This window comes from Brevibacillus sp. M2.1A (assembly GCF_013284355.2).
In the GTDB taxonomy this organism is placed as follows: domain Bacteria; phylum Bacillota; class Bacilli; order Brevibacillales; family Brevibacillaceae; genus Brevibacillus.
The window spans coordinates 5,583,689-5,608,535 of sequence record NZ_JABSUY020000001.1; the positions used below are offsets into that span (position 1 = coordinate 5,583,689).

The following is a 24,847-nucleotide window of genomic DNA, read 5'->3' on the forward strand; positions in this document are numbered from 1 at the left end:
CCCCTGAAGGTTTTGGCGGAGGTTATTAAATCGAAAAACGAAAAGAGCCCTAGCATACAGGGCTCTTTTTAGCGTTTTTAGGAATCGCGCTTCGGTGCGTTTGGTCCTGTTGGGACTTTATCGCGTTCACGATTGGGTTTCAATTGATTGGGACGGCGCTCTCGCGAGTTGGAGTCCTTACCGTTTTTATCGGGGCGATCCTTTTGGAACTTTGGCTTCTCCCCGCGTTCGTTCCTCCCTGCCCCATTGCGATCAGCGCCAGCATTGTTCTGGCGATCCTGTTTATTTTGACGCGGGTGATAGCGTCTGCGTTCTTTTCGTTCTACATAAGGCGAAGAGCCACCCTCTTCACGAGGAATGTCCTGACGAATATCAATGATGACATCAAAGCCAGCTTCGTCTTGCCCGCTTTGGTCGTCACTGTTGCCGACGTTTGCTTTTACCTTGCGCAAAACGAAGTACGGACAACCAAAATTGCAGAACTCATGCAGGTACTCATCCAAAGCGGCGATCCGCTGCTCGAACGGTACTTTGCGATTAGCGTCAGTATAAAACCCACGAAGACGAAGCTGACCATAGCCCCAGTCCCCTACAATATAATCGTACTTGTCGAGGATGTCGCTATAGCGCTCCTTGAACGCTTCAAGGTTCCAGCCGTCTCGATTTACTTCCATGACTTCATAAGTACCGGCTTGCGTGCGAATCAAACTCGCTTCCTCCTTACGCATGTATACTATGTCCATCTTATCATATTTCGCGTAACATGAGCTAAATTTCCCACGATAACTGACCTGTACCTTTGGACATTCTATCGTGTAGGGGGTGTTACCATTGAAAAAGACATGGTTGTATCCTGCAATTGCAGGTATTGTGCTCTTGGCTTCTGGTTGTAACAACAATGCTGCGCCTAATTACACGCATCCGAACAAGACGATGTCGTACCAGTCTGCTCCGCACGTTCGAAATTTTGATGGAATGCACGTCCGTAACTACGATGGCATGCGCTCGACGAACTTTGACGGGTACCACCATAATCGTAATTACACCACTGGTGCTGGAACCACTAGTTTCGACGGGCTCCACGTCCGCAACTACGACGGCATTCGTGATGGACTTCACGTCCGCAATGGCATGGGACTGACCAACAATGCTGGGTATAACTATGGTGCATATCCAAATGGTACTTACCCGCATGTAAACAACTACAATGCCTACACGAGTGGAATGAGACCGTACAATGCCTTTACGGATCATAAAGCTGGTATGGGTACCACAGGTGTTTACAATGCGCCAACTGGTACACACCATTCTATTTATCAGCAGCATGGTGTAAACCGTGGTGGAGCAGGTGTCATGCAAACTGGAATGCCACGCATGGGCTATGTGCAGACGGATCGTCAGCATGTGAGAACTGCCAGTGTCGCCAACGTCTATGTAGACCGTGAAGCATTGGCAAAAGCTGTAGGAAATGTCACTGCCAGCTGCCCTGGCGTACAGCGTTCTACCGTCTTGGTAACGGACAAAGAAGTTTTTGTCGGCTTACACACACAAGGAGCAGATGCGCACACAGCGAAAAAACAGGCAAGAATGAACGCCGAATCGGTGTCACCACGCTATTACAAAGTGTATGTCACCGATAATCCGAATGACATCCAAGAAATCGCTCGTGTAGCAAGTCGCTCCAGCAACGTGAGTACAGCGCGTACAGAAGATGCGAAAAGCATTGACACACTCGTCAAGCGTATGGGTGGAACATCTCATAACGCAAAGGCAACAACCAGTCGCTAAAGCCCTTCCCCCGGTAGTAAAAAACCCCCTCATTTCCGCTCGAATTGGGCGGCTGAGGGGGTTACTTATTATTGCGCTTTCGGCATGGATTCTTTCGCAATCGTTTCCTTCGCGGCACTCGCCTGCTCGTGAGCGTGATACGAACTACGCACCAATGGCCCTGACTCCACGTGGCTAAAACCACGCTTCATTCCTTCATCCTTCAAGCGAGCAAATTCATCTGGGTGGTAAAATTTCTCTACGTTCAAATGCTTCTTGGTCGGCTGCAAATACTGACCAATCGTCATGATGTTGACATCGACAGCACGCAGGTCATCCATCGTTTCGATGATTTCCTCCATCGTCTCGCCTACCCCAATCATCAGACTGGACTTCGTCGGAATGCTCGGCTGGAATTCCTTCGCCTTTTTCAACAGTTCCAGCGTCCGATCGTATTTGGCTCTTGCCCGTACGCGATCTGACATTCGGCGAACCGCCTCAATGTTGTGGTTTAGTACGTCAGGCTTTGCATCCATGACCACTTTTAGCGCATCCCAGTTCCCCATAAAATCGGGAATCAATACTTCTACGGAGGCAAACGGCAGTCGACGACGAATCGCACGGATCGTATCGGCAAAAATCTGTGCGCCTCCATCTGCCAAATCATCACGAGCAACGGAAGTCACAACGACATGCTTCAAACGCATTTGTTCGGCTGCTTCTGCTACACGTTCTGGTTCGGCTGTATCCAGCTCCGTAGGTAGTCCAGTTTTTACTGCACAAAACCGACAGGCACGGGTACATATATCACCCAAAATCATGAAAGTTGCTGTACCGCTTGCCCAGCATTCGTGAATGTTGGGGCATTTTGCTTCTTCACAAACGGTATGTAGCGTCTTCGTGCGCATGGTTTGCTTAAGCTCTTTAAAGCTGGCTAGTTCTGATCCTGAAACAAGGTTGATCTTGAGCCACTCCGGCTTGCGTTGCGTCATAGGGCTCACTCCTCATGTGACATCATGGTACAAGACAATAACAATCTCCATTATAGAGGTTGGATTTCGGAGGGGCAACCTCTTTCCTCCCCCGGAAACAATTACCCGATCCGATGCACGGCATGGCGGTTCCCTTTATGAAGCAATGGCCCAAGTATGCGCAGCTCTCGCTCATGACAGGTGAAAAGAAACACTTGATGTTCTTGTGCCAGCATCGCGATATAGTCAAGCGTTCGATGCAGACGCTCTTCATCATAATGGACAAAATGATCATCGAAAAAGAGCGGCAATGGCTCCGACTGCTTGGCATGATGCACCAATGCCAAGCGCTGGGCAAGGTATAGCTGATCGGCGGTCCCAGTGGAACATTGAGCCTGTTCGAGCACCATTTGGTTGGTCGGATCAAGCAAACGAACGGCAAATCCGTCACGCGGATCGAGTCTGACATCCCGATACGCTCCCCCTGTAATATGCCCGATGATCTCCGAAGCCTGCTGATTCACAGCGGGTGTGCTATCTCGTTGCCATTCCCCTACTGCCTCCTGCAACATTTCCCGTGCCAGCTGAAGAGCATCTCGCTTATTTTGCAGCTGACGAAGTGCTGCCTGCGCTTCCTCAAGCTCATCTGTCGCGCGAGCTAATGACAGGCTCTCATGAACCGCCATCTCCCCATGTCCTCTGGCCATGTGTTCTCGCAGCTCCTGTAGTCTCTCCTCAATCTCCACTATCTCGATGCGTAATTTTCCTTGCTCGGTCTCAAGCGCGGTTTTTTCCTGATCCAGCAAGTTCCGAAGTCCCTCACCCCAGATTGCAGACAGATCAGCCTCCCGCTTCGTTTTCTCCATTTCCGATAGAAGATGCTCAGATTGTTGTTTGCTTGTGCTTTTCAGTAGCTCTTCCCGTCTTTCCAAAAATGTATCCCAATTACTCGCCCCCCATCTCTGAACGAGTATGGCGATTTCAGCATCGATGGAGGCGATCTCTTCTTGTATCCTTTGACTTTCCTGTACCGCATCATGATCTTCTGTCTGTTTGGCTCCGCCCGTACTTGCGCCTACTCGCAACAAGAAAACCCCAAAGCCGAACAGCAACAAAGCGGCAGTCGCAGAAATTCCTCCCAGAATGGGATGTCCACTCACGAAGCCGATTAACCCGAGAACAGACAATATCCCTGCGCCGCCCCACATAAGGGCAGCCCCGCGCTTCCTTTTTGCCTGATTGCCTTGTCGGGTGCTGCGTGATGCTGATCTTCGCGGACTTGAAGAAAGGGCGGATACAGCCAATGTCGCCAAACGAATATGCAATGCTTCTCGCTGTCTGAGCAATTGTGTTCCTTTTTCATAATCGTGTTGTAAGGGAATGAGCTGGTCATCCCCCTGGTGTACAGTTACCGTCTGCATGTTTACCTGAGTGAGAGCTCGTCTTGCCTCTTCATGAATGGCCAACTCGTCCTCTGAACGAGCTGTTTGCTCCCACCACGACCAGTCTTGTTGACTGACGGGAGCATAGCTTCGTTGCCATCGTTCCTGCAACGCTTTTGCTTGTCCAGTTGAGCGATCCAGACGCTGCTGCAATCGTTCGCGGCGCAGTTCCAATTGCTGGCATTCTTCTGTGGCTTCCGCTATTTGTAGCGTCAGTTGGCTGATCGTTCGCCAAGCTGCCTTTGCGTTTTCCTTCTCCTGCTCTTTTTGCGCCACCTTCGTAGCGGCTTTTCCCAAAAGTGTATTTTCGGCCCGTTCTTTTTTGCCGATGAGGGCAATCTCTCGATCCAGCTCCGCCAAAATTTGTTGGACAGCCGGATTGGCTTCTTCCGCAGTCGTAAAGGTCGGAATCAAATGCTCAGCCGCTTGAAGCGGTTCTCTCCTGATCCACGTCAAATCCGTAAATAGACTGCGTGTAAGGCCCGTATGCTTTTCAATAAAATTCCTTTCCTTGCGCCTGTCTTCCAAATAAAGATCAGTCAGCTCCGTCCATTCCGGGTCCAAAAAGAGGCGCGCCTCCTCTCGTTCCTTCGTCAATTGACGGTGCAGACGATAGGTTCTGCCCGCTAATTTGTATGTAATGATCGTTTCATACGAGCCACTCTGCCACGGACGGTACTTTTCATATTCGGGCAAGTATCGCGACGATTTGACGTAATCGCGCTTCATCCCATACAAGGCAGCGAATATCCCATGAAGGATGGTTGATTTTCCTGACTCATTCGGGGCATAAAACAGATTGATGCCTGGAGCAAAACGGAAGGTAGCATCCTGCCATTTTCCGAAGCCCCTTAGCACTAGCTCCTCCATTTTCATCGAATGGTTCCTCCAATCCGAGCCAAAGCCTCTTGCTTCGCTAACCTGACGATTTCTCGTTCGTCCTCATTTTGCGCACGGGCCTCCGCCTCTGCCAGCTTGGAAAGCCATCTCCCCCAGACGCCACCATCTGCGATCAGCTTGTCCTCATCTACATCAGGCCAGGTCCGGTCTGTCAGCTGCAGCACAAAAAAACGTGAAAATCGCTGTTGAAGGACAGACAAGGGAGGCTGAAAATGGGCTGCGCGTTCCCCTGTCAGCGTGATGTGCATGATAGCGGAATCCTTTTCCTCTGCGAGTTGCTCCTCCATCCGATCAATGAGCTGCTCAGTCGTTTCGACTCCATTCGCTTTGATTTCCAGCTTTTGAATTTTGCGTGACTGGACAGGAATCGCCGTGAGCTGCAATCTGCCGTCATGATCCAGTTCTCCATACAAAACATGTCGTTCTCCCGCTTCCTTGCTCGTCAGCCCTTCCGGAGAGCCTGGATAAGCGGCAAGCGGTTGTTTTTTGACAGGATGCATGAATTGTTCCGGCTTGTGGATGTGTCCCATCGCAACATAGTCCATGCCCGTCTGTACGAGCTGCTGCAAGGTGACAGGCGCATACGGATGATGCTCTTCATTTCCTGAATTGGAAAGCACACTGGCATGCAAAACCATCAGATGATGGGCATACCCTCCCAATTTGCCTGGAAACGTATCGAGTGGCGACTCATACACATGTGGCTGTCCGAAGCCCCAGCCGTAGATCACGCATGACTTTTCGGGAAATTCATACACGCCCCACTCGGGTGTAAACCAGTAGACGTTCCCCGGCCATTCCAATGTTTGATAAAACGAATCCGCTCGCCACGGATCGTGATTGCCAGGTGCGATCACGACAGGGATTGGTGCGATGCTGGAAAAAAGATCGCGTAAAAACATCGCAGTGGATCGTCTTCCTCCGTGGTATTCCAGCAAATCTCCGGCTATGAGCCAGAAGTCTGCTTCCTTTTCGCGAACGAGGTCACGGATTCTTTTCATCGTTTGACGAAAATCATCCTGACGCAGTTCGTAACGCTCCCCCAACATTTGAAGCGGCGCATCCAGATGGACATCCGCTGTATGGATAAATGACAGCACAATCAATTCCACTCCTCACATAAAACAGACGAACATACTTTCCCTTTATGATACAGAGGAAAAGGCTGGATGAAAAGCATCTGTCAGAACGAAAAAACTTCCGCCAGCAATGACGGAAGTTTGGAGGACTGGTTGTTTACTTGAGCAAATGGAGGAATTCACGCATGAAGCCTGGAAGGTCTGGCCATGCATGTCCGGAAACAAGATTGCCATCGACATGGAGCGTTTCCGTTTGGTAGATCGCTCCGCACGCTTCTACGTCGGGTCTGCAAGCCTGGTAAGCTGTGATTTCACGACCGGCTAAGTGCTCGCGAACGATGGTCAATACTTGGGAGCCGTGGCAGATGGCTGCGACTGGCTTGTTCGTCTCGAAAAAGTGCGCCACAATCGGCTTCAAATGCTCATTGAGCCTGATATGCTCAGGTGCTCGTCCCCCCGGGATAATCAAGGCGTCAAACGCCTCCGGGTTAATGTCTGAGAATGCAACATGGGCGGGAAGCTGATAAGCTGGCTTTTCAGTGTACGTCTCACTGTGTGCTTCGAAATCATGGCAAACGGTGTGCAAGGTTTTCACGCTGGGTGCTGCAATAACCGTTTCATACCCTTCTTCCAAGCAGCGGTAATACGGATAGAAAACCTCCAGTGCCTCTACAGCGTCGCCTGTTACAATCAACACTTTTTTGCTCATCACACAGCCTCCTCATGACGATTTTTAAGGAATACACTCCTCCTGATTTCAATTCTTTGACGATATGGTGTGCTCCTGCCTCTTTTTGCCGCAAATTTACAAAACTTTCCTCAATAACAACCAAAAGCTCTTCCAAAAGTATCTTGGATAATCCACTCCAACTGGCAGAAACTACAACAAAAGACTAGAAGCTGGAGGGAGACGGCATGCGAGTTTTCCGCCTAATCATTCAGATCAGCTTGTGCGTGGTTGCAGCTATTTCGCCACTAGAATCCGCCGCCGGAATCGCTCCGTCCGCCAAAGGACAAGACCCGGTTCTTCAAGAACGTTTGCAACTCTTTTTCCGCTTGGAATCGATGTACGGCATCCCGTGGAATTATTTGGCAGCCGTTGATCAATACGAGCGAACCATGAAAATACGCAAGAAGAAGCAGGAGCAAGAAAACGTCTCGCGACTAACAGCCGTGGACATTCCAGGCGATCGTTGGGCAGGTGCGTTCAACCCCGATGCAGAAGATACGAATCCGGTATCCATTCAATTTTTTCAAGGGGTCGGGATGGATGGCGACGGCGATGGGCTAGCGGATCGGCACAACGATCTCGATGCACTCACTACTTTCATTCATTACCTATCTCAATACGGCTTCTCCGATGAAGATTGGCAAATTGGTCTCTGGTCTTACTACCAGCGGGATCGGTCCGTGAAGACGATCAGGCAGTTCGCGCAGGTGTATGCAAAGTACCAGCACCTGGCCCTAGAAGAGAGGCATTTTCCTATCCCCACGAGGTACGAATACAGCTACCGCAGTACATGGGGAGCGCCACGCGGCTGGGGTGGACGTCGCATCCACGAGGGGACCGATATTTTTGCCAGTCACGGCACTCCCGTACTCAGCACAGCATACGGAGTCATTGAGGTACTCGGCTGGAACAGGTATGGCGGATGGAGAATCGGCATGCGTGACATGGGCAATGTGTATCATTACTTCGCACATCTGTCCTCGTTTAAAAAGGGATTGAAGCCGGGTGACATCGTGGAACCGGGTGAAGTGATCGGATATGTCGGCAGTTCTGGTTATGGGAAGCCTGGTACTTCAGGAAAATTCCCTCCCCATCTGCACTACGGGATGTACAGAGAAACAGGTGGCGCGGATTGGTCATTTGATCCTTATCCGTATTTACGACGCTGGGAGCGGCAAAAGAAGCGGTAATGAAGCCGCTTCTTTTTTATGGGCAGCTCTCTCATTGACAGACATCATCCGTAAAAATACAATAAAAACAGAAAAACTGGACAGTCGTCCAAAAACGAGGTGAGAAAGTGACTACCCCAAAAAAAGCCGAAGCAAAACGGGCATTTTTGATTGAGCAAGCGACTGCTTGTTTGGCTGAAAAAGGGTATGCTCATGTTTCCTTGCGCGACATTGCCAAGGAATCTGGCGTCTCACTTGGCATTCTGCATTATTACTTTGCAAGCAAAGAAGAGCTTTTGCTCGCTGTAATCTCTAGCTACAAGGGACGTTTTATGGAGGAGTTGGAACGCGAAGTGCTCGCAGCTCCATCTGGAAAATGGTCAGCAGCTCTAGCCCGTGTCCTGTGCCGTAGTCTACAAGAGGATCGAAATCTGCATCGGCTCTGGTATGACTTGCAGGTACAGGCCATGTACGTTCCCGCCTTTGGTGAACAGGTAAAAATCATTCGAACCCGTCTGCATCAGCTCATCTCTCGTATGCTCGTACGGTTGCAGCGCGAAGAACAATCACCGTTGACCATTGACGAAAACTCCGCAATCTCACTCATCTACTCTGCAATCGACGGATTCCTTTTTCAATTTTTGCTCGATGACTTGCAGAAGCCGGAAGAAGCGATTGCTCATTTTGAACAGGCCTTTGCCCATTTGATGGATACACTCTTCTCTTCTGAATCTTTATCTCCTGAATCGAGGTGAATTAGGATGGCAGTCCTGTCCATGCAAAATCCCGCCACTGGAGAACTGCTTGGCGCTTTACAGGAAGCGACTCCAGAACAAGTAGAAGACGCGATGGCACGTGCGCGTCTTGCCTTTCCAGCTTGGTCCACGACATCGTTGGCCGAGCGTCTGGACTATTTGGCACGGTTGCGGCATTATTTAGTCGATCACGGCGAAGAAATCGCCCGAAAAATTAGTGAGGCTACCGGAAAAGTTACATTGGAAGCGTATATGACCGAAATTTTCGTCACTGTCGACACGATCAGCTTTTATGAAAAACATGCCTATCAGATGCTGGCCGATCAGCCAGTACCAACCTCTATCGTACTATGGCCGAAGAAATCGTATATCCACTACAAACCGATGGGTGTCGTCGCGGTCATTTCTCCGTGGAATTATCCGTTTCAGCTTGCTATCATTCCCGTATTATCTGCGCTGGTAGCAGGCAATACCGTTATTTTAAAACCTTCCGAGGTGACTGCCTCTACCGGACTGCTCATGGAAGAGGTTTTTTCCGCTGTTTCTATGCCAGATGGAGTCGTAACCGTCCTGCATGGAGGACGCGAAGCTGGACAGGCGCTGGTAGCTGCGCGCCCAGATAAAATATTTTTCACAGGCTCTGTTGCGACAGGCAAAAAAATTATGGCGGCAGCTTCGGAGCATTTGATCCCTGTTGAATTGGAGCTGGGCGGGAAGGACCCGATGATCGTATTTGAAGACGCTCATTTGGAACGGGCAGCAAATGGCGCGGTGTGGGGGGCTTTTACGAACTCTGGACAGGTGTGTATGTCTGTTGAACGTCTTTTTGTCCATGAAAAGGTATATCCTGAGTTTCTCAAGCTAGTCACTGAAAAAACAAAAGCATTGCGCCAAAGCTATCCGAATGAGGCCGAGGTCGGTTCGATGACGTCTTCCCAACAAATCGGCATTGTCCGTGAGCATGTGAGCGAAGCGCTGGCTGCGGGCGCGACTTCAGTCACCGGAGGACTTCCTTCCTCTGACAGCATGTATATCGCGCCGACCATTCTCACAAACGTGACGACTGAAATGAAAATCATGCGGGAAGAGACCTTTGGTCCAGTGCTGCCCATCATGACTTTTTCCACCGAAGAGGAGGCTGTCCGCCTGGCTAATAGCTCACCGTACGGACTGAATGCCTCCGTATGGTCAGCCGATAAAACAAAAGCGGATCGCGTAGCTCGTCAGCTCGACAGTGGCAATGTGTGCATCAACGACGTCATTATCAGCTACGCCAATCCCCATCTTCCTTTTGGCGGGGTCAAACAGAGCGGTATTGGCCGTTATCGTGGACCTTCAGGACTGCAAGCCTTTACACACAGCATCTCTGTCATCCACGATCCGGGCAAGCGCAAACGCGAGTTCAACTGGTATCCGTATACGAAAGATCAAGAGCTCACCTTCATCGGTTTGACGAACCTGTTATACGGCAAGCTCCAAAATGTAAATCGCCGGACTTTGGGTGCGATCTGGCGCGAATTCAAGCGTCTGTTCTAACCACACCGGTATCCTGCTGCTCCTTATTTCAGTGTGCCAAAACCGACTATATCCACATGAACTCTGACATTAAATTTCGCTTTTTTATATAGGGCGAGACCCGTTTCGCGTGTCCATTTGCCATAATATTTTTGGCGAATGCTCTCCTCTAGCTGCGCCGGGTCAACCCCTTGCTTTTGAAAACGCACCAACATCTCCATGCTTTCCTTTTTGATCCGTTTCTCAAGCTCTTGAATCAAGGTCCGAAATTGAGCCCGCTTTTCCAAATCCTTGTTGCCTGAATAGCCTACCAGCATTCCTCTTACCTTAAGATCGATGTGGATAACAGGCTTTTTCAGGCTGCCTTCGCTTCTTACTTTCGTTTTTGCCCGCACAAAATCGAAGACGACCTTTTCCCTTTGTTTTTTACCTGTTTTCGTCTCGTGCTGGAACTCGAAGCTCATACGTGGCAAGCGTTCTCTTCCCAGAAAGCCCTGAACCAGCTTCCCCTCTCGCTGTGAGTACATTCCGATCATCCTGTCCACTCGAAAAAGGGCAGCCTTGGTGATCTGAATCTCTCCGTCACTTTGAATGAGATAAGGAAGATTGGGGTCCATCGTGTTGCTGGTCATCATAAAAACAAAATCGTGAATGGTCGCAAAAGACGAAAAGGCCGTTTCCACTCGCGGACGAAGCAAGCTGTTCAAATACGTGTTGATTTCCGGCCTATGGTTATAGGTTTTTTTGATGACATCTTTCGCTTTTCCTTGTACGACGGCAATGTATACATTTTCTCCTACAATCGGATTGCGGTAGAGATCAAGGATGACTTTTCCGATCCCTACTTTGCGGGCGTATTCTTCACTGAACAAAATCACACGCAATTGAGAGAGAGACATGCTCCTCTCTGCTTTTGTCGCGAGATTCAGCATCGCCTCGCTCGTCATCGAAGCAAAAGTCGAGTACACCTGCGTGGATTCCTTATTTTTGGAGGGAACCGGTACAGATACGGTGACATCTATTTTTTCACGATCTACATAATCGAAGCCCATAACCCCAATCATGGCCATGTCTTCCAGTGCTGGCCGTTCGAGTTCGCGTCCGCACCCGCAAAGGCTGAGTAAGAGGATAACCGTAACAATGAACCAGCTTGCCCTCTTCATGATACCCGCTCTCCTCTACCGAACTTCAAGGAATGAAGCAATAACAAAAAAATAGGCCATAAGATCAATCCATAGGCTATGTAAACAGTCACCTTGTCATAAATGTAGCGTTGTTTTTCTACAGATAATGGCCCCACAATGAATAAAAACGAAATGATGGTCGGTAAAAGCAGATGCCACAGCCGAGTCTTTTCTGCCATTTCTTCAAGCCCTGTACGCGCAACCCACAAATATCCCGTACTCGTGCTGAGAATGAGGAAGACCCAGAGACCAATCCCGAGATTTTCGATCCGCTCCAAAAAAGACAGCTCTACAGCCTTAAACAAATTCAAAATGGGATAAATGAGATTTTCCATTTGCCATTCGGAAAAATAAGCTACGCTTGTGAGCAAGACCATGACATACAACAAAACCACGATCCATACCCCAATCAGCACATGCTTGTGTGCCTTGTTCTTCTCTTGGATATACGGGTAGAAAAACAGAACCAATTCATACCCAAGCATACTCGCGTAAGAATTGTGCACGGTTTCGGCTATACTGCGCCAATCTGTATTAAATAGAGGAAAAATATGTGTGAATCCTCCCTTTTGAAATCCGTACTGCAAAAGAAAAACCATCCAGCCGGTAAAAAAGAAGGTTAGCAGGCAAAAACGCGCGATTAATTTGATGCCGCCATTTGTAATGTAGACCATCGTCAAAGTCAATCCGAGCAACGGCAATGTGGCTGTCTGATTGCTCAGCATGGAGGTTTGCACCAGCCTGACATATCCTTCATTGGCGGTAGATACATTCAGAATGGCGTAGACGATAATCAAGATATTGAAACAGCGTCCCAGCCATTTTCCCAACAGCTTTTCGTGAATCCGAAACAGATTATCCTCTGGATAGCGACGGCACAAGGCCATCATCGGAATTAACGTTAAGCTGACGATGCATCCCAACAAAATCGGAGACCACCACAGATTGTAGCCTAGTTTGCTGGCAGAATGAGCCAGTCCAAGTAAATTGACCCCCACCATCGTATTCATAATCAATCCGATTACCAGGATCGGATTCAGGCTGTGAATTCTCCCTCTATCCATCTCCCTAGTCCTCCCCAACTGGCCGGACATGCTTTTGCTTTGCCCGGGACATGCGGTTTCGATTGACGATAAACCTCAATGGCGCACGTACGAGACTATTCATCAAATCGGTCCATTGACGCGGAACTCCCGGGGTCATGTACGGAGTCCCGAGCGAAGTCAGATTGAGCAAATGCGCGAATAAAAACGACAGTGCCAGCATCTGGCCGTACATGCCCAATACGCCTGCCATCAAGATAAAACCATAGCGAACGAGCCGAATCGCATTACTCATCAAAAAATTGGGTGGCACAAAAGAAAGCAGCGCTGATACAGAAACAAGGACGATCAGGATATTACTGGCTAACCCTGCTTGTACGGAGGCTGTCCCGATCACGATACCGCCAACGATACCGATTGTTTGACCGATTTTAGTCGGCATGCGTATCCCTGCTTCTCTCAAAATCTCGATGACGAGCTCAATAATGAGCACCTCGATCACTGGCGGAAAAGGCACCCGACTGCGCGATTCAGACAAAATCGTCAGCAAAGCGGGTGGAAGCATTTCCGGATGATACGTCAAGACAGAGACATAGCTGGAGGTAAGCATGATGGTGATAAATAAACCGAAAAAGCGAATCATCCGCAGCAAGCTCGCCGTTGACCATCGATTGTAAAAGTCTTCGGGGCTGCTAAACATCTCCAGAAAGGAAGTCGGACAGATAGCAGCATCCGGACTGCCATTCAGCATGATCACGATTCTGCCGTCCAATAAGGCTGCTGTTGCATTGTCAGGCCGACCCGTCAAGCCAAATTGCGGGAACGGAGAGTACGGCTTGTCCTCCAGCATTTGCTTTAAGACAGGCATCCCGACAAATCCAGGGTAAATGACATTGTCGAGCCGTTTTTTCACGCGCTCCACATTTTCTGCGCTCGCGATGTTGTCCAGATAAATCACAGCTACCTTGTTGTGCGCCTCGGTGCCAATCGAGTAGCTCGATACTTTCAGATGAGGCGTAGCCATTCTTCTCCGAAGCAAGGACAAATTGATCTCCAGCATTTCAACAAAGGAATCTTGCGGTCCAAGGACGGTCGCCTCCGTCTCGGATTTCGTAATGGAACGATGCGCGACCTGAAATGTATTCACATGCAGAATGAGATCCCTTTCCAGGAAAAACAAGATGGTATGACCGCGTAGCAAGTTACTCATCAACGTCTCCATATCGTCAAGAAGACATTCCTGTGAGAAAGGGAGCACCTGCATCGGGTCTTTCCCGTCGGAACGCTGCAACGGAAGAAAGACATTCTCATAAATCTGGGACACATCCACCAGCGTATCGAGAAAAAAAACGTGTACCTCTTCGTCATTCATCTTCAATGACAAGCTGCTGAGGTCATCCACGTTTTGCATGCACTGTTTTACCATTTCAGGTGTAATTTGTTCGCTTCGCCGCGCTTGTACCGAACTGATGCGCCGCTTTGTTTGTATGGCCTCTACCTGCGCTCTCCACCAATCAGTCGGCTTCACGTTAGATCCCCCTTTTTTTCAGGAAAATCTTTCTTACTTTGACCTACCCGTGGTGATTTTATCCAAAAAAATAGAAAACGGGAGCCAAAGCCCCCGTTGAACTATCTCGCTACCCATATGAAATGATTAGGCGAACTGCTTAGATAAGTTAGCCATTTCGATCGCTGCCGTTGCGGCTTCCCAGCCTTTGTTGCCTGCTTTGGTTCCTGCTCGCTCGATGGCTTGCTCGATATTGTCTGTCGTCAAAACACCAAAAATAACGGGTACCCCAGTGGATAAAGATAGGGACGCGACTCCTTTTGCGGTCTCATTGCAGACATAATCGAAGTGTGGAGTGGAGCCACGAATGACAGCTCCCAATGTAACAACTGCATCATAGCGACCGGATTCCGCCATTTTTTTGGCGATCAACGGAATTTCAAATGCCCCCGGAACCCATGCCACGTCTACCTGCTCCTCTTCTACGCCATGACGCTTCAAGGCATCAAGGGCCCCTCCGACCAGCTTGCTTACGATCAATTCATTAAAACGTCCTGCCACAATCCCTACACGCAAACCTGTTCCAACCAAATGTCCTTCGAATGTTCTCATCGCTTATTCCCTCTCCTTATCTGTGCAGATGAAGCAGGTGGCCCAGCTTCTCTTGTTTTGTTGTCAGGTACTGTTTATTGTGCAGATGCTCCGGCATTTGAATCGGCACCCGTTCTTCTACTGTCAAACCGTAGCCAGTAAGCCCACGGATTTTTCGTGGGTTATTGGTCAAAAGCCGCATGCGTTGCACACCTAAATCCCGCAAAATTTGCGCACCAATACCGTAATCTCGCAGATCAGCGGCGAATCCTAGCTTTTCATTGGCCTCAACCGTATCCAAGCCTTCCTCCTGCAGCTTGTAGGCACGGAGCTTATTAATCAAGCCAATGCCTCTGCCCTCCTGGCGCATGTACAATAAAATGCCGCGTCCGTTCGCTTCGATCTGTTCCAATGCAGCGTGCAGCTGTGGACCGCAGTCGCAGCGGTATGACCCGAAAATATCGCCTGTCAAGCACTCCGAGTGCACGCGAACGAGAATGGGCTCATCCGGTCCGATCTCTCCCTTAATGAGAGCCACATGCTCTTTGCCATCCAGCTCGTTCGTATAGGCCGCTATTCGAAAATCACCGTAGGCGGTCGGAAGCTGCACTTCGATTTCCTTTTTCACCATGGATTCCGTCCGCATCCGATACGCTATCAGGTCTGCAATCGTAATCAGCTTGAGCTCAAAGCGGCGTGCAATCTCTACCAATTCCGGCAGACGTGCCATGGAGCCATCCTCGTTCATAATTTCGCAAATGACTCCCGCTGGAATGCCCCCCGCCAAGCGAGCCAAATCAACTGCCGCCTCCGTGTGACCCGCTCTGCGCAATACACCGCCAGACTTCGCGATTAACGGAAAAATATGTCCCGGTCTGCGGAAATCTTCTGCGGTCTTCTGCTCATTGAGCATCGCCAAGACCGTTTGAGAGCGCTCGTGAGCGGATATCCCTGTGTGTGTGCTCCCTTCATCGATAGACACGGTAAAAGCCGTTCCTTGCTTGTCTGTATTGGCATTCACCATCGGAGCCAGCTGCAAGCGAGTTGCGTGCTCTTCTGTCACCGGCACGCACACGAGTCCCCTGCCGTGCGTGACCATGAAGTTGATCATTTCAGGCGTAGCCGCTTCGGCCATGCAGACAAAATCTCCTTCGTTTTCCCGATCCTCATCATCTACCACGATGACTGCCTTGCCCTGACGCAAATCTTCCAATGCTTCTTCTATGCGATGAAACATACTTTCTCCCTCCTACTCACGCGAAGCCATTTTCCTGCAAAAAGGCTAGACTGAGCCCGCCAGATTTTTCTGTACCGCCATGGTTTTGATAACCTAACAAGCGCTCCACATATTTGCCGATGACATCCGTTTCGAGATTCACCAAGTCCCCAGGTCGTCTGTCTGCAAGACTTGTATTCGCCAGCGTATGCGGAATGATCGAAACCGTAAAACCGTTATCGTTTACGTCCACCACGGTGAGACTGATGCCATCTATGCAAATCGATCCACGGGCAATGACGTACTTCAACAGCTGCGGTTTGGCCTCAATCCGGAACACAACTGCATTCGCATTCACCTCTCGTGAAGCAACTATTCCGGTCCCGTCTACATGTCCGGAGACGATATGCCCGCCGAATCGATCCCCCAGCCGCATCGCCCTTTCCAAATTCACTCGCTGTCCACTGCGTAATTGGCGCAAGCTCGTCTTATTCATTGTCTCTGGCATCACATCGACGCAAAACTGACGATTGGTATAAGAAGTAACCGTAAGGCAAATGCCATTGACCGAGATACTGTCGCCGAGCTTCACCCCTTCAAGTACCTGCTGTGCGCGGATGACCAGTCGGCTCGCCTGTTCGTTCCCTTGAATCGATTCCATCACGCCCACTTCTTCGACCAGTCCCGTGAACATGCTCTCTCCTCCTCACCTGCTACGTCTGATCCTCCCATTGTGGGTACCCGCTAATCTGTACATCGCCTTTCCCAATCGGAGTTATCATGACATTTGTCAGCTGCACTGCTTCTCCCATCGTTGCAAAGCCTTGACCACCGAACGGCGAGGGCGCACCGCTTCCTCCGATCAGCTTTAGCGCGATATGGCTCACGACCTTCTGAATCGCTCTCGCCTGCAAAAAGGAGCCGTTTACTTCCTGTCCGCCTTCCACAAGCAACGAGGTAATCCCCAGCTCCCCCAACGTATCCAGCACCTTTTCCACGCGAATTGGCCCTACCATTGTGATGACCTTAACTCCTCTTGCTGCAAGCAGCTCCTGCTTTTCCCTTGGGGCTGCATCTGTCGTAAAGATCCATGTCTTCGCATCTGTATTCTGAACGACACGGGCATCCAGCGGCGTACGTAATTGGCTGTCCAAAATCACGCGAACTGGCTGGCTCCCAAAACACTGCTCTCCCTTGCGCGCCGTCAACAGTGGGTCATCAGCGAGAATCGTCCCAACTCCAACCAGGATTGCATCATGCTGCCTGCGAAGTTCATGCACCTCTGCCCGAGCCTCTGCACCAGTAATCCACTGACTGTGTCCCGTGACCGAAGCAATTTTTCCGTCCAATGTACTGGCCGTCTTTACCGTCACAAATGGACGTCTGGTTTGGATGTAATGGAAAAAGACTTCATTGAGCGCCTTCGCTTCCTCTTCTCTCACGCCCACCGCCACTTCTACTCCTGCTGCCCGCAGCATCTCGATGCCTCGTCCCGCCACCAATGGATTCGGATCGAGCGTAGCTACAACCACACGACGTACATCAGCTGCGATCAACGCTTCTGCACACGGCGGTGTTTTCCCATAGTGACTGCAAGGCTCCAGCGTCACATATACGGTCGCACCTTGCGCTTTTTCCCCAGCCATCCGCAGTGCGTGCACCTCAGCATGGGGCTCTCCTGCCCGCAGATGCGCTCCCATTCCGACGATGGTTCCCTCTTTCACAATCACAGCTCCGACCATGGGATTCGGACTGGTTTGGCCTCGTGCTGATCGTGCCAGCTCCAGCGCCAGATCCATGTACTTGCTGTCCTGTTCCATACCGCACTCCTTTCTGTTCCATCATTCCAGCCAAGCACAACGCAAAAAGCCCTTGAAACCTCACAGCGTTTCAGGGCATAGGGAAAGAAGCCTTACCTCATCTGTTTTTTGAAAAAACAAATGAAGAAAGCAAAAAATCTTCTTCCATCCGGACTGTACCGTCGGCTCTGGACTTTCACCAGATCAGTCGCTGCAAGCGTGGTCAGCGAGTCGCGGGCTCAGACGTACGTACGCCATTACCGCCGGTCAGGAATTTCACCTTGCCCTGAAGATTGTCGCTATGAAGTTTTATGAAAAATAAAAACGCCCATGAATATTATGCTCAGGGCGTTCAGAAAGAAGCCTCGCTTCTACCGTTTTTTGAAAAAAACAGCGAAACAGGCCGTTCCAAATACCTTCTCCCATCCGGACTGTACCGTCGGCCTTGGATTTGCACCAAGTCAGTCGCTATCAACTGCTTCGATAGCGAGTCGCGGGCTCAGACGTGCGTTCGTCATTACCGCCGGTCGGGAATTGCACCCTACCCTGAAGGCTGGTATTCAGTTAGGCAAAGTATAGCATATTTTTCGCTATTGTCTGTAATCATTTATTGGAGAAGTGCACTTTTACTCTTGCTCGCACATTTCGAGGACCGTCAGGAGTTCTTTCAAATCATTGATGTACGCTCTTGGCACAACACCATTTCGCTCCATGTCCAACTCATTCCCTTGATAGGCAATAAAAGCAACTTGTCCATCACAGGCCGCCTTGCCATCGATCCACGAATCCCCGATCATCGTCCAGGCCGAAACAGGCCAATCTGGCTTTCGGCTGCGAATATAGTGAACGCCAGAGGGAGATGGCTTCAATGTCGTCATCTGCTCGCGGGCGACGATTTCAGCGAAGTAGGAGGCGATTCCCGTCTCGTTCAAAGCCTCCATTGCAGCAGCATACGCGTTGTTGGTCAGGATATACAACTGGTAGCGGTTCTTCAACTCCTCCAGCACTTCTACCGCGTGTTGCTCCAGAACGGCACCATGCATCCCTTCCTTCTCGATCGTGGTTACTGCATCCCACATCGCTTGCTCCAACTCTGACGTCATCTGCTCCGCTTTTCGCCCGATCTCAATGAGCTGTGATGCGGTATGCTTTTCCCATTCAAATGTTGGGGAAACGATCCCATTGTCCACCCATAGCTGAAATATGGCCCGCTTCATCTCGGTAAAATCGATCCTGGATTGCAACAAGGTGTTGTCCATATCGAAAATAATGCCTTTTTGAAAGGTTCTGCTCATTTTGTGCCTCCATTTTTGACAATAGTCGTGAATGATCCTTCCATTTTATCAAAAAAAGGACTATCCCTCCGTCATTTTATAACTTTTGGGACAGCCCCCTTTTTGGGGTTCGATATTGAGTTCCTATTGCTTCTTCTTGGCGCTATCTACTTCATACGGCACATCCTTTGGAACTCCTCCGGCTGGCCAGTCTTGTGCCTTTTTGGCAAAGTCCGGACGTGGCTTGGACAAAATATAGGCAGCTAGGTCCGCTGCTTCTTGATCGGTTAACGAGCCTTGCTTGATGCCACCCATTTCCCCTAAAGGCATATTACGCTGAATGTAGCCAGCCGCTTTGGAAATTCGAGCCATGCCTGCACCAATATTGAAGGAGTTATCCCCCCATAGTGCTGGGCCAGAGTTTGGACCTGTACCTGAACCATCAGCAGCATGACATTGTAAACACGATTTTTGGAAGAGGGCTTCTCCATTTGCCACATTCGGTTGAGGTACGGTCTTCATATCATTTTTCTCTATCCACGGGCGCTCTTTAATTCCTACTGGTACATCTGTTGAGATATATGTCAGATAGGCAACCATCGCTCTCATTTCGTCGCTGTTGTAAGGCAATGGCTTTCCGTTCATGCTTCGTTGAAAGCAACCATTGATCCGATCTTCAATAGTAATCACTTTTCCAGACCTTGGAATGTACTGGGGATAGACTGCGGTGACACCCGTTAATGGGGAGGTCGCATCCATTCCTGCATTACCGTGACAGCTGGAGCAGGAAAGCTTATTTCCTGTGTATTCAGGGATCACTGTGCTCGTTTCATTCATTAACTTATGTCCATACTTAATCGATTCTCCCAATGGCCCTTCTGGTACCTTGTCCATACTAGGCGGGGTGTAAGAATCTAAATTGATTGCTCCCGTTGCCCCACTCGCTGTTTTATCTTTGGCCTCATTCGCTGTTGAGGTGGGTTGAGCGGACTGCTGTGTAGCGCAGCCTGCAAAGACCAGCATCGCCACTACAACCATAGACAGCTTCTTCCAGCCTGTCTTCTCTTTTTTGAACATAGGTCTCACTCCTCCATGTTGATCGTGCATTCACACCATGAGAGTAGCAAGAGGCGTGCCAAACCATAGAAGCAGGAAAACGAACGACTTGGCGCTTCCAAACAGCAAGAAAAAGAAAAGACCATGCCAAAATGTCATGGTCAGTACGCGACAAAATGTCACGGTCAGTACGCGACAAAATGTCACGGTCGCAGCTCGTACTCTTCGATTTTTCGGTACAGATTACGCACGCTGATCCCCAGCTTCTCAGCTGTCTTGGTCTTGTTCCATTGCAGAACGTCCAGCACATGCTTGATATGTTCTCGCTCTACGTGTTTCAGTAAAAACGCCTCTTCCTCCCCCGATTCTGCAGAGAAAAGGAGCTTTCGATCTGACGGGTTGTGATGCACTGGCTGTTCATGAGGAAAGAGATCCTTGTCGTCAATCTCCTCTCCTTTTGCCAAAACGACAGCGCGTTCGATCATATGAGCCAACTCCCGAACATTCCCCGGAAATGAGTAGGCCAAAAGAGCTGCCTGGGCTTTCACAGAAAGCGGTTTGACTGGATACTTACGCTTCAGTCGATTCAAAAAGAAAGCCGACAATGGCAAAATGTCCTCTCTTCTCTGGGCGAGGGGTGGAATCGTTAAATCCATGACATGCAGCCGGAAATAGAGATCGGACCGAAACGTTCCTTCTTCCACTTTCTTCTCCAGATCGGCATTGGTAGCAGCAATGATCCGAACATCCACCTTGTGCAAAATCGGGCTCCCTATTCGGCGAAATTCACCCGTTTCCAGAAAACGGAGCAGCTTGACCTGCAAAGGAAAAGGCAAATCCCCTACTTCATCCAAAAAGAGCGTCCCCACGTGAGCAATCTCTACCAGTCCCTTTTTTTGGGCAGTTGCGCCTGTAAAAGCTCCCTTTTCGTGTCCGAACAGTTCACTTTCCAGCATCGTTTCTGGTATCGCCCCCAAATTGATCGGTACGAATGCCTCTGCTGCTCGCTCACTACATTCATAGATGAGTCTCGCAATGACATCCTTCCCTGTCCCACTTTCCCCTTTCAAGAGAACGAGAAAATCCGTACTGGCTACTCGCTTGGCAGTTGCTAAGACCTCTTTTAGCTTCGGGCTTTCCGCAACGATTTGAAACGTCGTTTTCCCATTTGTCGACAGCGCTTCTCTCAACTGTTGGTTTTCCTCGGTCAACTGCTGTTTTTCTATGGCCTTGGAAATCAATACCTCCAATTCATTGAGGTTGTAAGGTTTTGTCAAATAATCATAAGCACCGCGTTTCATCGCTTCGATAGCTGTTTCGATGGTTCCGTGTCCCGTTACAACAATAATTTGAATGGCAGGAGAGGCTTCCTTGCACCATTGCAGAAAGGCGAGACCGTCCATCCCGGGCATTTTCAAATCAAGCAGAATCACATGAATCGTTTCGCTGGTTACTAGCTGCTGCGCGCTGATTCCGTCAGGTGCTTCCAGCGTGGTATATCCCTTTCTCTTTAATCGACTGGTTAATAGATGGCGGAAATCTGCTTCGTCATCAACAATGAGTATCCGAGTGTCAGTGTGCATCTTTTGTTCATTCCCCCTTTGCCGACGGCAGGATGACCGTAACAGTCGTGCCTATGTTTGGCGTACTTTCGATCTCGATTTCTCCGCCTAAATTCGTCACAATCCCATAGCAGACCGATAACCCGAGACCAGTCCCTTTTCCAGGAGGCTTGGTTGTATAAAAAGGCTCCAAAACATGCGGCAAATCTGCTGCAGGTATACCGCATCCATCATCTTTGATATACAGACGGAGCCGATCATTCGATGGAGAATCAGTTGCTATCTCAATATTTCCCCGCTCCTGGGTCGCGTACAGTGCATTGGTTAACAGATTGAGCAAGATCTGCTGAAGTTGTCCAGGGGTAGCGAGAAGAAACGGAGCAGAGGCCGACAGAGACTGGTTTACCGTTACCTGTTTGACACGTATTTCATGGGATAAAAGAATGAGAATGTCTGTTAGGACTTGATGAATATCTACTTGTTCTACGGTAACGGGTGATTTTCCCGAAAAGTGCAGCAACCGGGTCGTGATTTCCTTGCAGCGGTTAATTTGTTTGTCCATCGTGTCCAAGTATTGGGTAAGCTCTCCTGTGTCCTGTAAATCTCGAATATCCTCTTCCACGAGACGGTCCCGCAAGTCTTGTCCATACAACGACAGAATGCCTAATGGATTATTGATTTCATGGGCGATGCCCGATGCCAAGAGTCCAATAGCAGCGAGCTTGTCTGCTTGTGCGATTGCGGCTTCCAGCTCTCGTTTCTCCGTGATGTCTTCGATGACCTCCAGAAAAGCCGACGATTCTTTCTCCGGATGCAGAGGGAAAACCTGATGTCGATAAGAACGGACACGTCCATCCTGATCGACTCTGGAGGAAATAAGGTCAGTCTGATTTTGGTTTACCATTTGTCGTGTTCGGAGCATGCAGCCACTGCATGAGCTGAAATGCTGACCAATCGTCTGATGGCAGTCCTTCCCCAGGAGATTTGCCGTATCCTGAAACCACGCCGACGCTGTTTGATTAATCCAGCGAATACGAAAACATTCATCTACGAGAATCAGTCCCATCCCCATGCCACTGACGACGAGATCAAGCCGTTTCTTTTCTTCCAGAAGTTGATTGGTCTTCGTCTCCAGACTCTGTGCCATTTCATTGCAGGACGCTGCCAGCCTGCCAATTTCATCTGAGGTCGTCACTGGTATTCGTACGGATAAATCGCCACCTGCGATTTTTTGCACAGCGGATTCGATCTTTTCCATTAATCGGCTAAATGAGACAGAAAACACAATGCTAATCCCCAACACGATAAGTGCGATGAATAAGGTCGTGAAGAGCAGAGATTGTTCCAATTTTGAAAAGGCAGCAAACGCCGTTTGGCTTGACTGTTCCAGCATAATGACCCAATGGGTGACGGAAGAACGCATGGCATAGTTGACCATGACATCTTCATTGGAAGCCTGATACGTACGGATAACAGGCTTGTCAGTTCGATCTGGTAGTGTCCAGGAGGGAGGAACCGCTTGTTCATAATAGGTCAAGGAGCCATCAGAAGGCTTGCCCAACATAAACGGATCTGCAAACCTATCGCTTTTCCCATCCGTGACGAACAAATAGGCCTCGTTTTCATATCGAGCTCGCAGTGTGACCTGTTCGAGCAACTGTTTTACATTGAGCTTTGCGTACATGCCGCCTTTTACACCGTTGGCAGATAAGTGAGGGATCGCGACCGTTACCAGCAGCTTCCCTTCCGCTGATCGGACAATGCTTCCGATGTATGGTTTTCCCGACTGGATGGTCGGAAGAAGCTGGTTGTCTTGCTCACTGACTGTATCCACTCTTTGGTGTTTCCAGCGATTCAGCAAAAACTGCGGCCCTCCATCCTGATGAAAAAGCGCGACCTCCTCCATGTAAGGGGAGGTTTTTAATAACGTATTCAACAAAAAATAAGCATCATCATCGCTAGGGCGCTCTTTGAGAAAACGCTGCTGAACCACCTGCATGGATTGGGTCGTATGTAAAAAAAGCATATCCAACTGCGCCAATGTGTTTTCCACGTAGATCTGATTGGCTCTGTCTACCTCTTCTCGAACCTTATCTTTACTCGTTTGCAAATTGATATAACCAAGAATCAGAAAAGGGATGATGGACATGCAAAGCCCAAACAGGAGCATCTTTGTCTTTAGTCGATTGATGCGCGGTAGTCTGCTCCTCCTCATTTGTTCTTCACTCCATACCATTCTTGTGCCAATGACCACTGTTGATCGGTTACGGTAATAGGCAGCTTGGACAGGGAAGCAGCATTGACAACCAGCCGCACGTCATCCGGCCATTCGATTGACAGATCGGTTGGAGGGACTCCATCCAACACCCGAGCCACCATATGAGCAGCCTGCATGCCTTGTGCATGAAAAGAAACGCCGTAAGCGGCAAACAAGCCAGCCTTCACCTGCTCGGGGTATGCGCCCATGACAAACAATTGCTTCTCGATCAAAAGAGGCAAGCAATCAGTAATCGCGTCTTCCAGAACATAGCTAGGTAAAGGAAGCATGGCGTCGTATTCTCCTGGTGAGAGCCTACTGAGCAATTGCTCCAAATCTCTTGGGGAAGCAACCTGCTCCACCTGCAAGCGAACACCAAGCAAGGAAGCGGCTGACCCTGCTTCTACGATTGCCCGCTCTGTCGTAGGAGCATGAGAATCGGCAATGATCAGAATCCGCTTGGCATCAGGCAACAAACGAGTTGTCAGCTCCAACCTTTTCCCAATCACATCCATTTGGCCATTGCTGATTCCACACGTAACTGTCCCCTCTGTCTCAACAAGCGGTAGCTCGACCAGTGAGGCGACACCGATAAAAACAATGGGAACCGTCGTTGTCTCCTGTTGAATCAAAAAGGTCTCGTGCGCCCCTGTCGTGACGACTACATCAGGCTTTTTGGAAATCAAGTCCTGGACAAGGGAGCGCTCCTCTTCAAGGGTTTGAGCCGCATTCAAATAGACAGGTGCATACTGAACACGTACTCCTTCACCTAGACCCAGCGATTGCAATCCCGCCTTCAATCCCACTACTTTATCTTTTCGATCCTCATTGGCAATCACAATTCCTATCGTATATAGCTCGACGTCCTGTTTTTGCTGACTACTGGACCAATCGAGCAAAGTTCCTGCCACTAACAGGATGAGAAAGAGGATTTTCCTTTGTTTTTTCATAGGTATCACATCCAACTCTCATCATAGCGGCAAATGATGGCAGAGAATGTGAATATTTAACAAACCTTGGTCAATGAATA

The 24,847-nt window shown here is 49.5% G+C and carries 21 protein-coding genes and 2 riboswitches; of the genes, 4 read left to right on the plus strand and 17 right to left on the minus strand.

All coding sequences use genetic code 11. From position 1 onward, the window contains the following. Positions 1–77 precede the first annotated feature (77 nt). Positions 78–743: a YutD family protein gene (locus HP567_RS26630; protein WP_173610050.1), complete on the minus strand. Its 666-nt coding sequence runs from the start codon at positions 741–743 to the stop codon at positions 78–80. A gap of 79 nt (positions 744–822) precedes the next feature. Between HP567_RS26630 and HP567_RS26635 the strand changes: the two genes are divergently transcribed. Continuing rightward, the gene (locus HP567_RS26635; RefSeq protein ID WP_173610049.1) at positions 823–1,788 is read left to right on the plus strand and encodes a YhcN/YlaJ family sporulation lipoprotein; all 966 of its coding nucleotides are present in this window, start codon (positions 823–825) and stop codon (positions 1,786–1,788) included. A gap of 68 nt (positions 1,789–1,856) precedes the next feature. On the opposite strand, the gene lipA is transcribed toward HP567_RS26635, so the two are convergent. The 4 genes from lipA to HP567_RS26655 form a co-directional block, all read right to left on the minus strand. Continuing rightward, positions 1,857–2,759: a lipoyl synthase gene (lipA, locus tag HP567_RS26640; protein ID WP_173610048.1), complete on the minus strand. Its 903-nt coding sequence runs from the start codon at positions 2,757–2,759 to the stop codon at positions 1,857–1,859. Between the two features lie 101 nt (positions 2,760–2,860). Then, positions 2,861–5,056 (minus strand): ATP-binding protein, encoded by a 2,196-nt coding sequence (locus HP567_RS26645; protein ID WP_173610047.1) that lies wholly within the window; start codon positions 5,054–5,056, stop codon positions 2,861–2,863. Then, a complete protein-coding gene (locus HP567_RS26650; protein ID WP_173610046.1) occupies positions 5,053–6,180 on the minus strand; it encodes a metallophosphoesterase family protein in 1,128 nt (375 codons plus the stop codon). Before HP567_RS26650 ends, HP567_RS26645 begins: the two co-directional genes overlap by 4 nt. 136 nt (positions 6,181–6,316) lie before the next feature. Continuing rightward, positions 6,317–6,868, minus strand: coding sequence for a DJ-1/PfpI family protein (locus HP567_RS26655; RefSeq protein ID WP_015893041.1), 552 nt, complete (start codon positions 6,866–6,868; stop codon positions 6,317–6,319). Positions 6,869–7,074: 206 nt separating this feature from the next. On the opposite strand from HP567_RS26655, the gene HP567_RS26660 reads away from it, so the two are divergent. From HP567_RS26660 to HP567_RS26670, 3 genes are all read left to right on the plus strand, one after another. Next, positions 7,075–8,079 carry a M23 family metallopeptidase gene (locus HP567_RS26660; protein ID WP_173610045.1) on the plus strand — a complete coding sequence of 335 codons (1,005 nt, stop codon included), beginning with the start codon at positions 7,075–7,077 and terminating at the stop codon, positions 8,077–8,079. 107 nt (positions 8,080–8,186) lie between these two features. After that, a complete protein-coding gene (locus tag HP567_RS26665) occupies positions 8,187–8,813 on the plus strand; it encodes a TetR/AcrR family transcriptional regulator (protein ID WP_173610044.1) in 627 nt (208 codons plus the stop codon). Positions 8,814–8,819: 6 nt separating this feature from the next. After that, positions 8,820–10,349, plus strand: a complete 1,530-nt coding sequence (locus tag HP567_RS26670) for an aldehyde dehydrogenase family protein (protein ID WP_173610043.1) — start codon at positions 8,820–8,822, stop codon at positions 10,347–10,349. Between the two features lie 23 nt (positions 10,350–10,372). Here the strand turns inward: HP567_RS26670 and HP567_RS26675 are convergent, their stop codons facing one another. The 12 genes from HP567_RS26675 to HP567_RS26730 form a co-directional block, all read right to left on the minus strand. Continuing rightward, on the minus strand, positions 10,373–11,491 hold the full coding sequence (locus tag HP567_RS26675) for a Ger(x)C family spore germination protein (RefSeq protein WP_173610042.1): 1,119 nt from the start codon (positions 11,489–11,491) through the stop codon (positions 10,373–10,375). Then, positions 11,488–12,576, minus strand: a complete 1,089-nt coding sequence (locus HP567_RS26680; protein WP_173610041.1) for a GerAB/ArcD/ProY family transporter — start codon at positions 12,574–12,576, stop codon at positions 11,488–11,490. Before HP567_RS26680 ends, HP567_RS26675 begins: the two co-directional genes overlap by 4 nt. 4 nt (positions 12,577–12,580) lie before the next feature. Beyond that, the gene (locus tag HP567_RS26685; RefSeq protein WP_173610040.1) at positions 12,581–14,083 is read right to left on the minus strand and encodes a spore germination protein; all 1,503 of its coding nucleotides are present in this window, start codon (positions 14,081–14,083) and stop codon (positions 12,581–12,583) included. 126 nt (positions 14,084–14,209) lie between these two features. After that, positions 14,210–14,674: a 6,7-dimethyl-8-ribityllumazine synthase gene (gene ribH, locus HP567_RS26690; protein WP_173610039.1), complete on the minus strand. Its 465-nt coding sequence runs from the start codon at positions 14,672–14,674 to the stop codon at positions 14,210–14,212. A 16-nt stretch (positions 14,675–14,690) separates the two neighbouring features. After that, complete coding sequence (locus HP567_RS26695) at positions 14,691–15,890, minus strand: bifunctional 3,4-dihydroxy-2-butanone-4-phosphate synthase/GTP cyclohydrolase II (RefSeq protein ID WP_173610038.1); 1,200 nt, start codon at positions 15,888–15,890, stop codon at positions 14,691–14,693. 16 nt (positions 15,891–15,906) lie between these two features. After that, a complete protein-coding gene (locus HP567_RS26700) occupies positions 15,907–16,563 on the minus strand; it encodes a riboflavin synthase (protein ID WP_173610037.1) in 657 nt (218 codons plus the stop codon). A 19-nt stretch (positions 16,564–16,582) separates the two neighbouring features. Further along, entirely contained in the window at positions 16,583–17,689 is a 1,107-nt protein-coding gene (ribD, locus tag HP567_RS26705) for a bifunctional diaminohydroxyphosphoribosylaminopyrimidine deaminase/5-amino-6-(5-phosphoribosylamino)uracil reductase RibD (RefSeq protein ID WP_173610036.1), read from the minus strand. A gap of 132 nt (positions 17,690–17,821) precedes the next feature. After that, positions 17,822–17,966: riboswitch (FMN riboswitch) on the minus strand. 112 nt (positions 17,967–18,078) lie between these two features. After that, a riboswitch (FMN riboswitch) is annotated at positions 18,079–18,226 on the minus strand. Positions 18,227–18,294: 68 nt separating this feature from the next. Beyond that, entirely contained in the window at positions 18,295–18,963 is a 669-nt protein-coding gene (locus HP567_RS26710; protein WP_173610035.1) for an HAD family hydrolase, read from the minus strand. 123 nt (positions 18,964–19,086) lie between these two features. Next, positions 19,087–20,019: a c-type cytochrome gene (locus HP567_RS26715; RefSeq protein WP_173610034.1), complete on the minus strand. Its 933-nt coding sequence runs from the start codon at positions 20,017–20,019 to the stop codon at positions 19,087–19,089. A gap of 182 nt (positions 20,020–20,201) precedes the next feature. After that, positions 20,202–21,581, minus strand: a complete 1,380-nt coding sequence (locus HP567_RS26720) for a sigma-54-dependent transcriptional regulator (protein ID WP_173610033.1) — start codon at positions 21,579–21,581, stop codon at positions 20,202–20,204. 7 nt (positions 21,582–21,588) lie between these two features. Continuing rightward, positions 21,589–23,775: an ATP-binding protein gene (locus HP567_RS26725; RefSeq protein ID WP_173610032.1), complete on the minus strand. Its 2,187-nt coding sequence runs from the start codon at positions 23,773–23,775 to the stop codon at positions 21,589–21,591. Further along, the gene (locus HP567_RS26730) at positions 23,772–24,767 is read right to left on the minus strand and encodes an ABC transporter substrate-binding protein (protein WP_173610031.1); all 996 of its coding nucleotides are present in this window, start codon (positions 24,765–24,767) and stop codon (positions 23,772–23,774) included. Before HP567_RS26730 ends, HP567_RS26725 begins: the two co-directional genes overlap by 4 nt. Between the last annotated feature and the right edge of the window lie 80 nt (positions 24,768–24,847).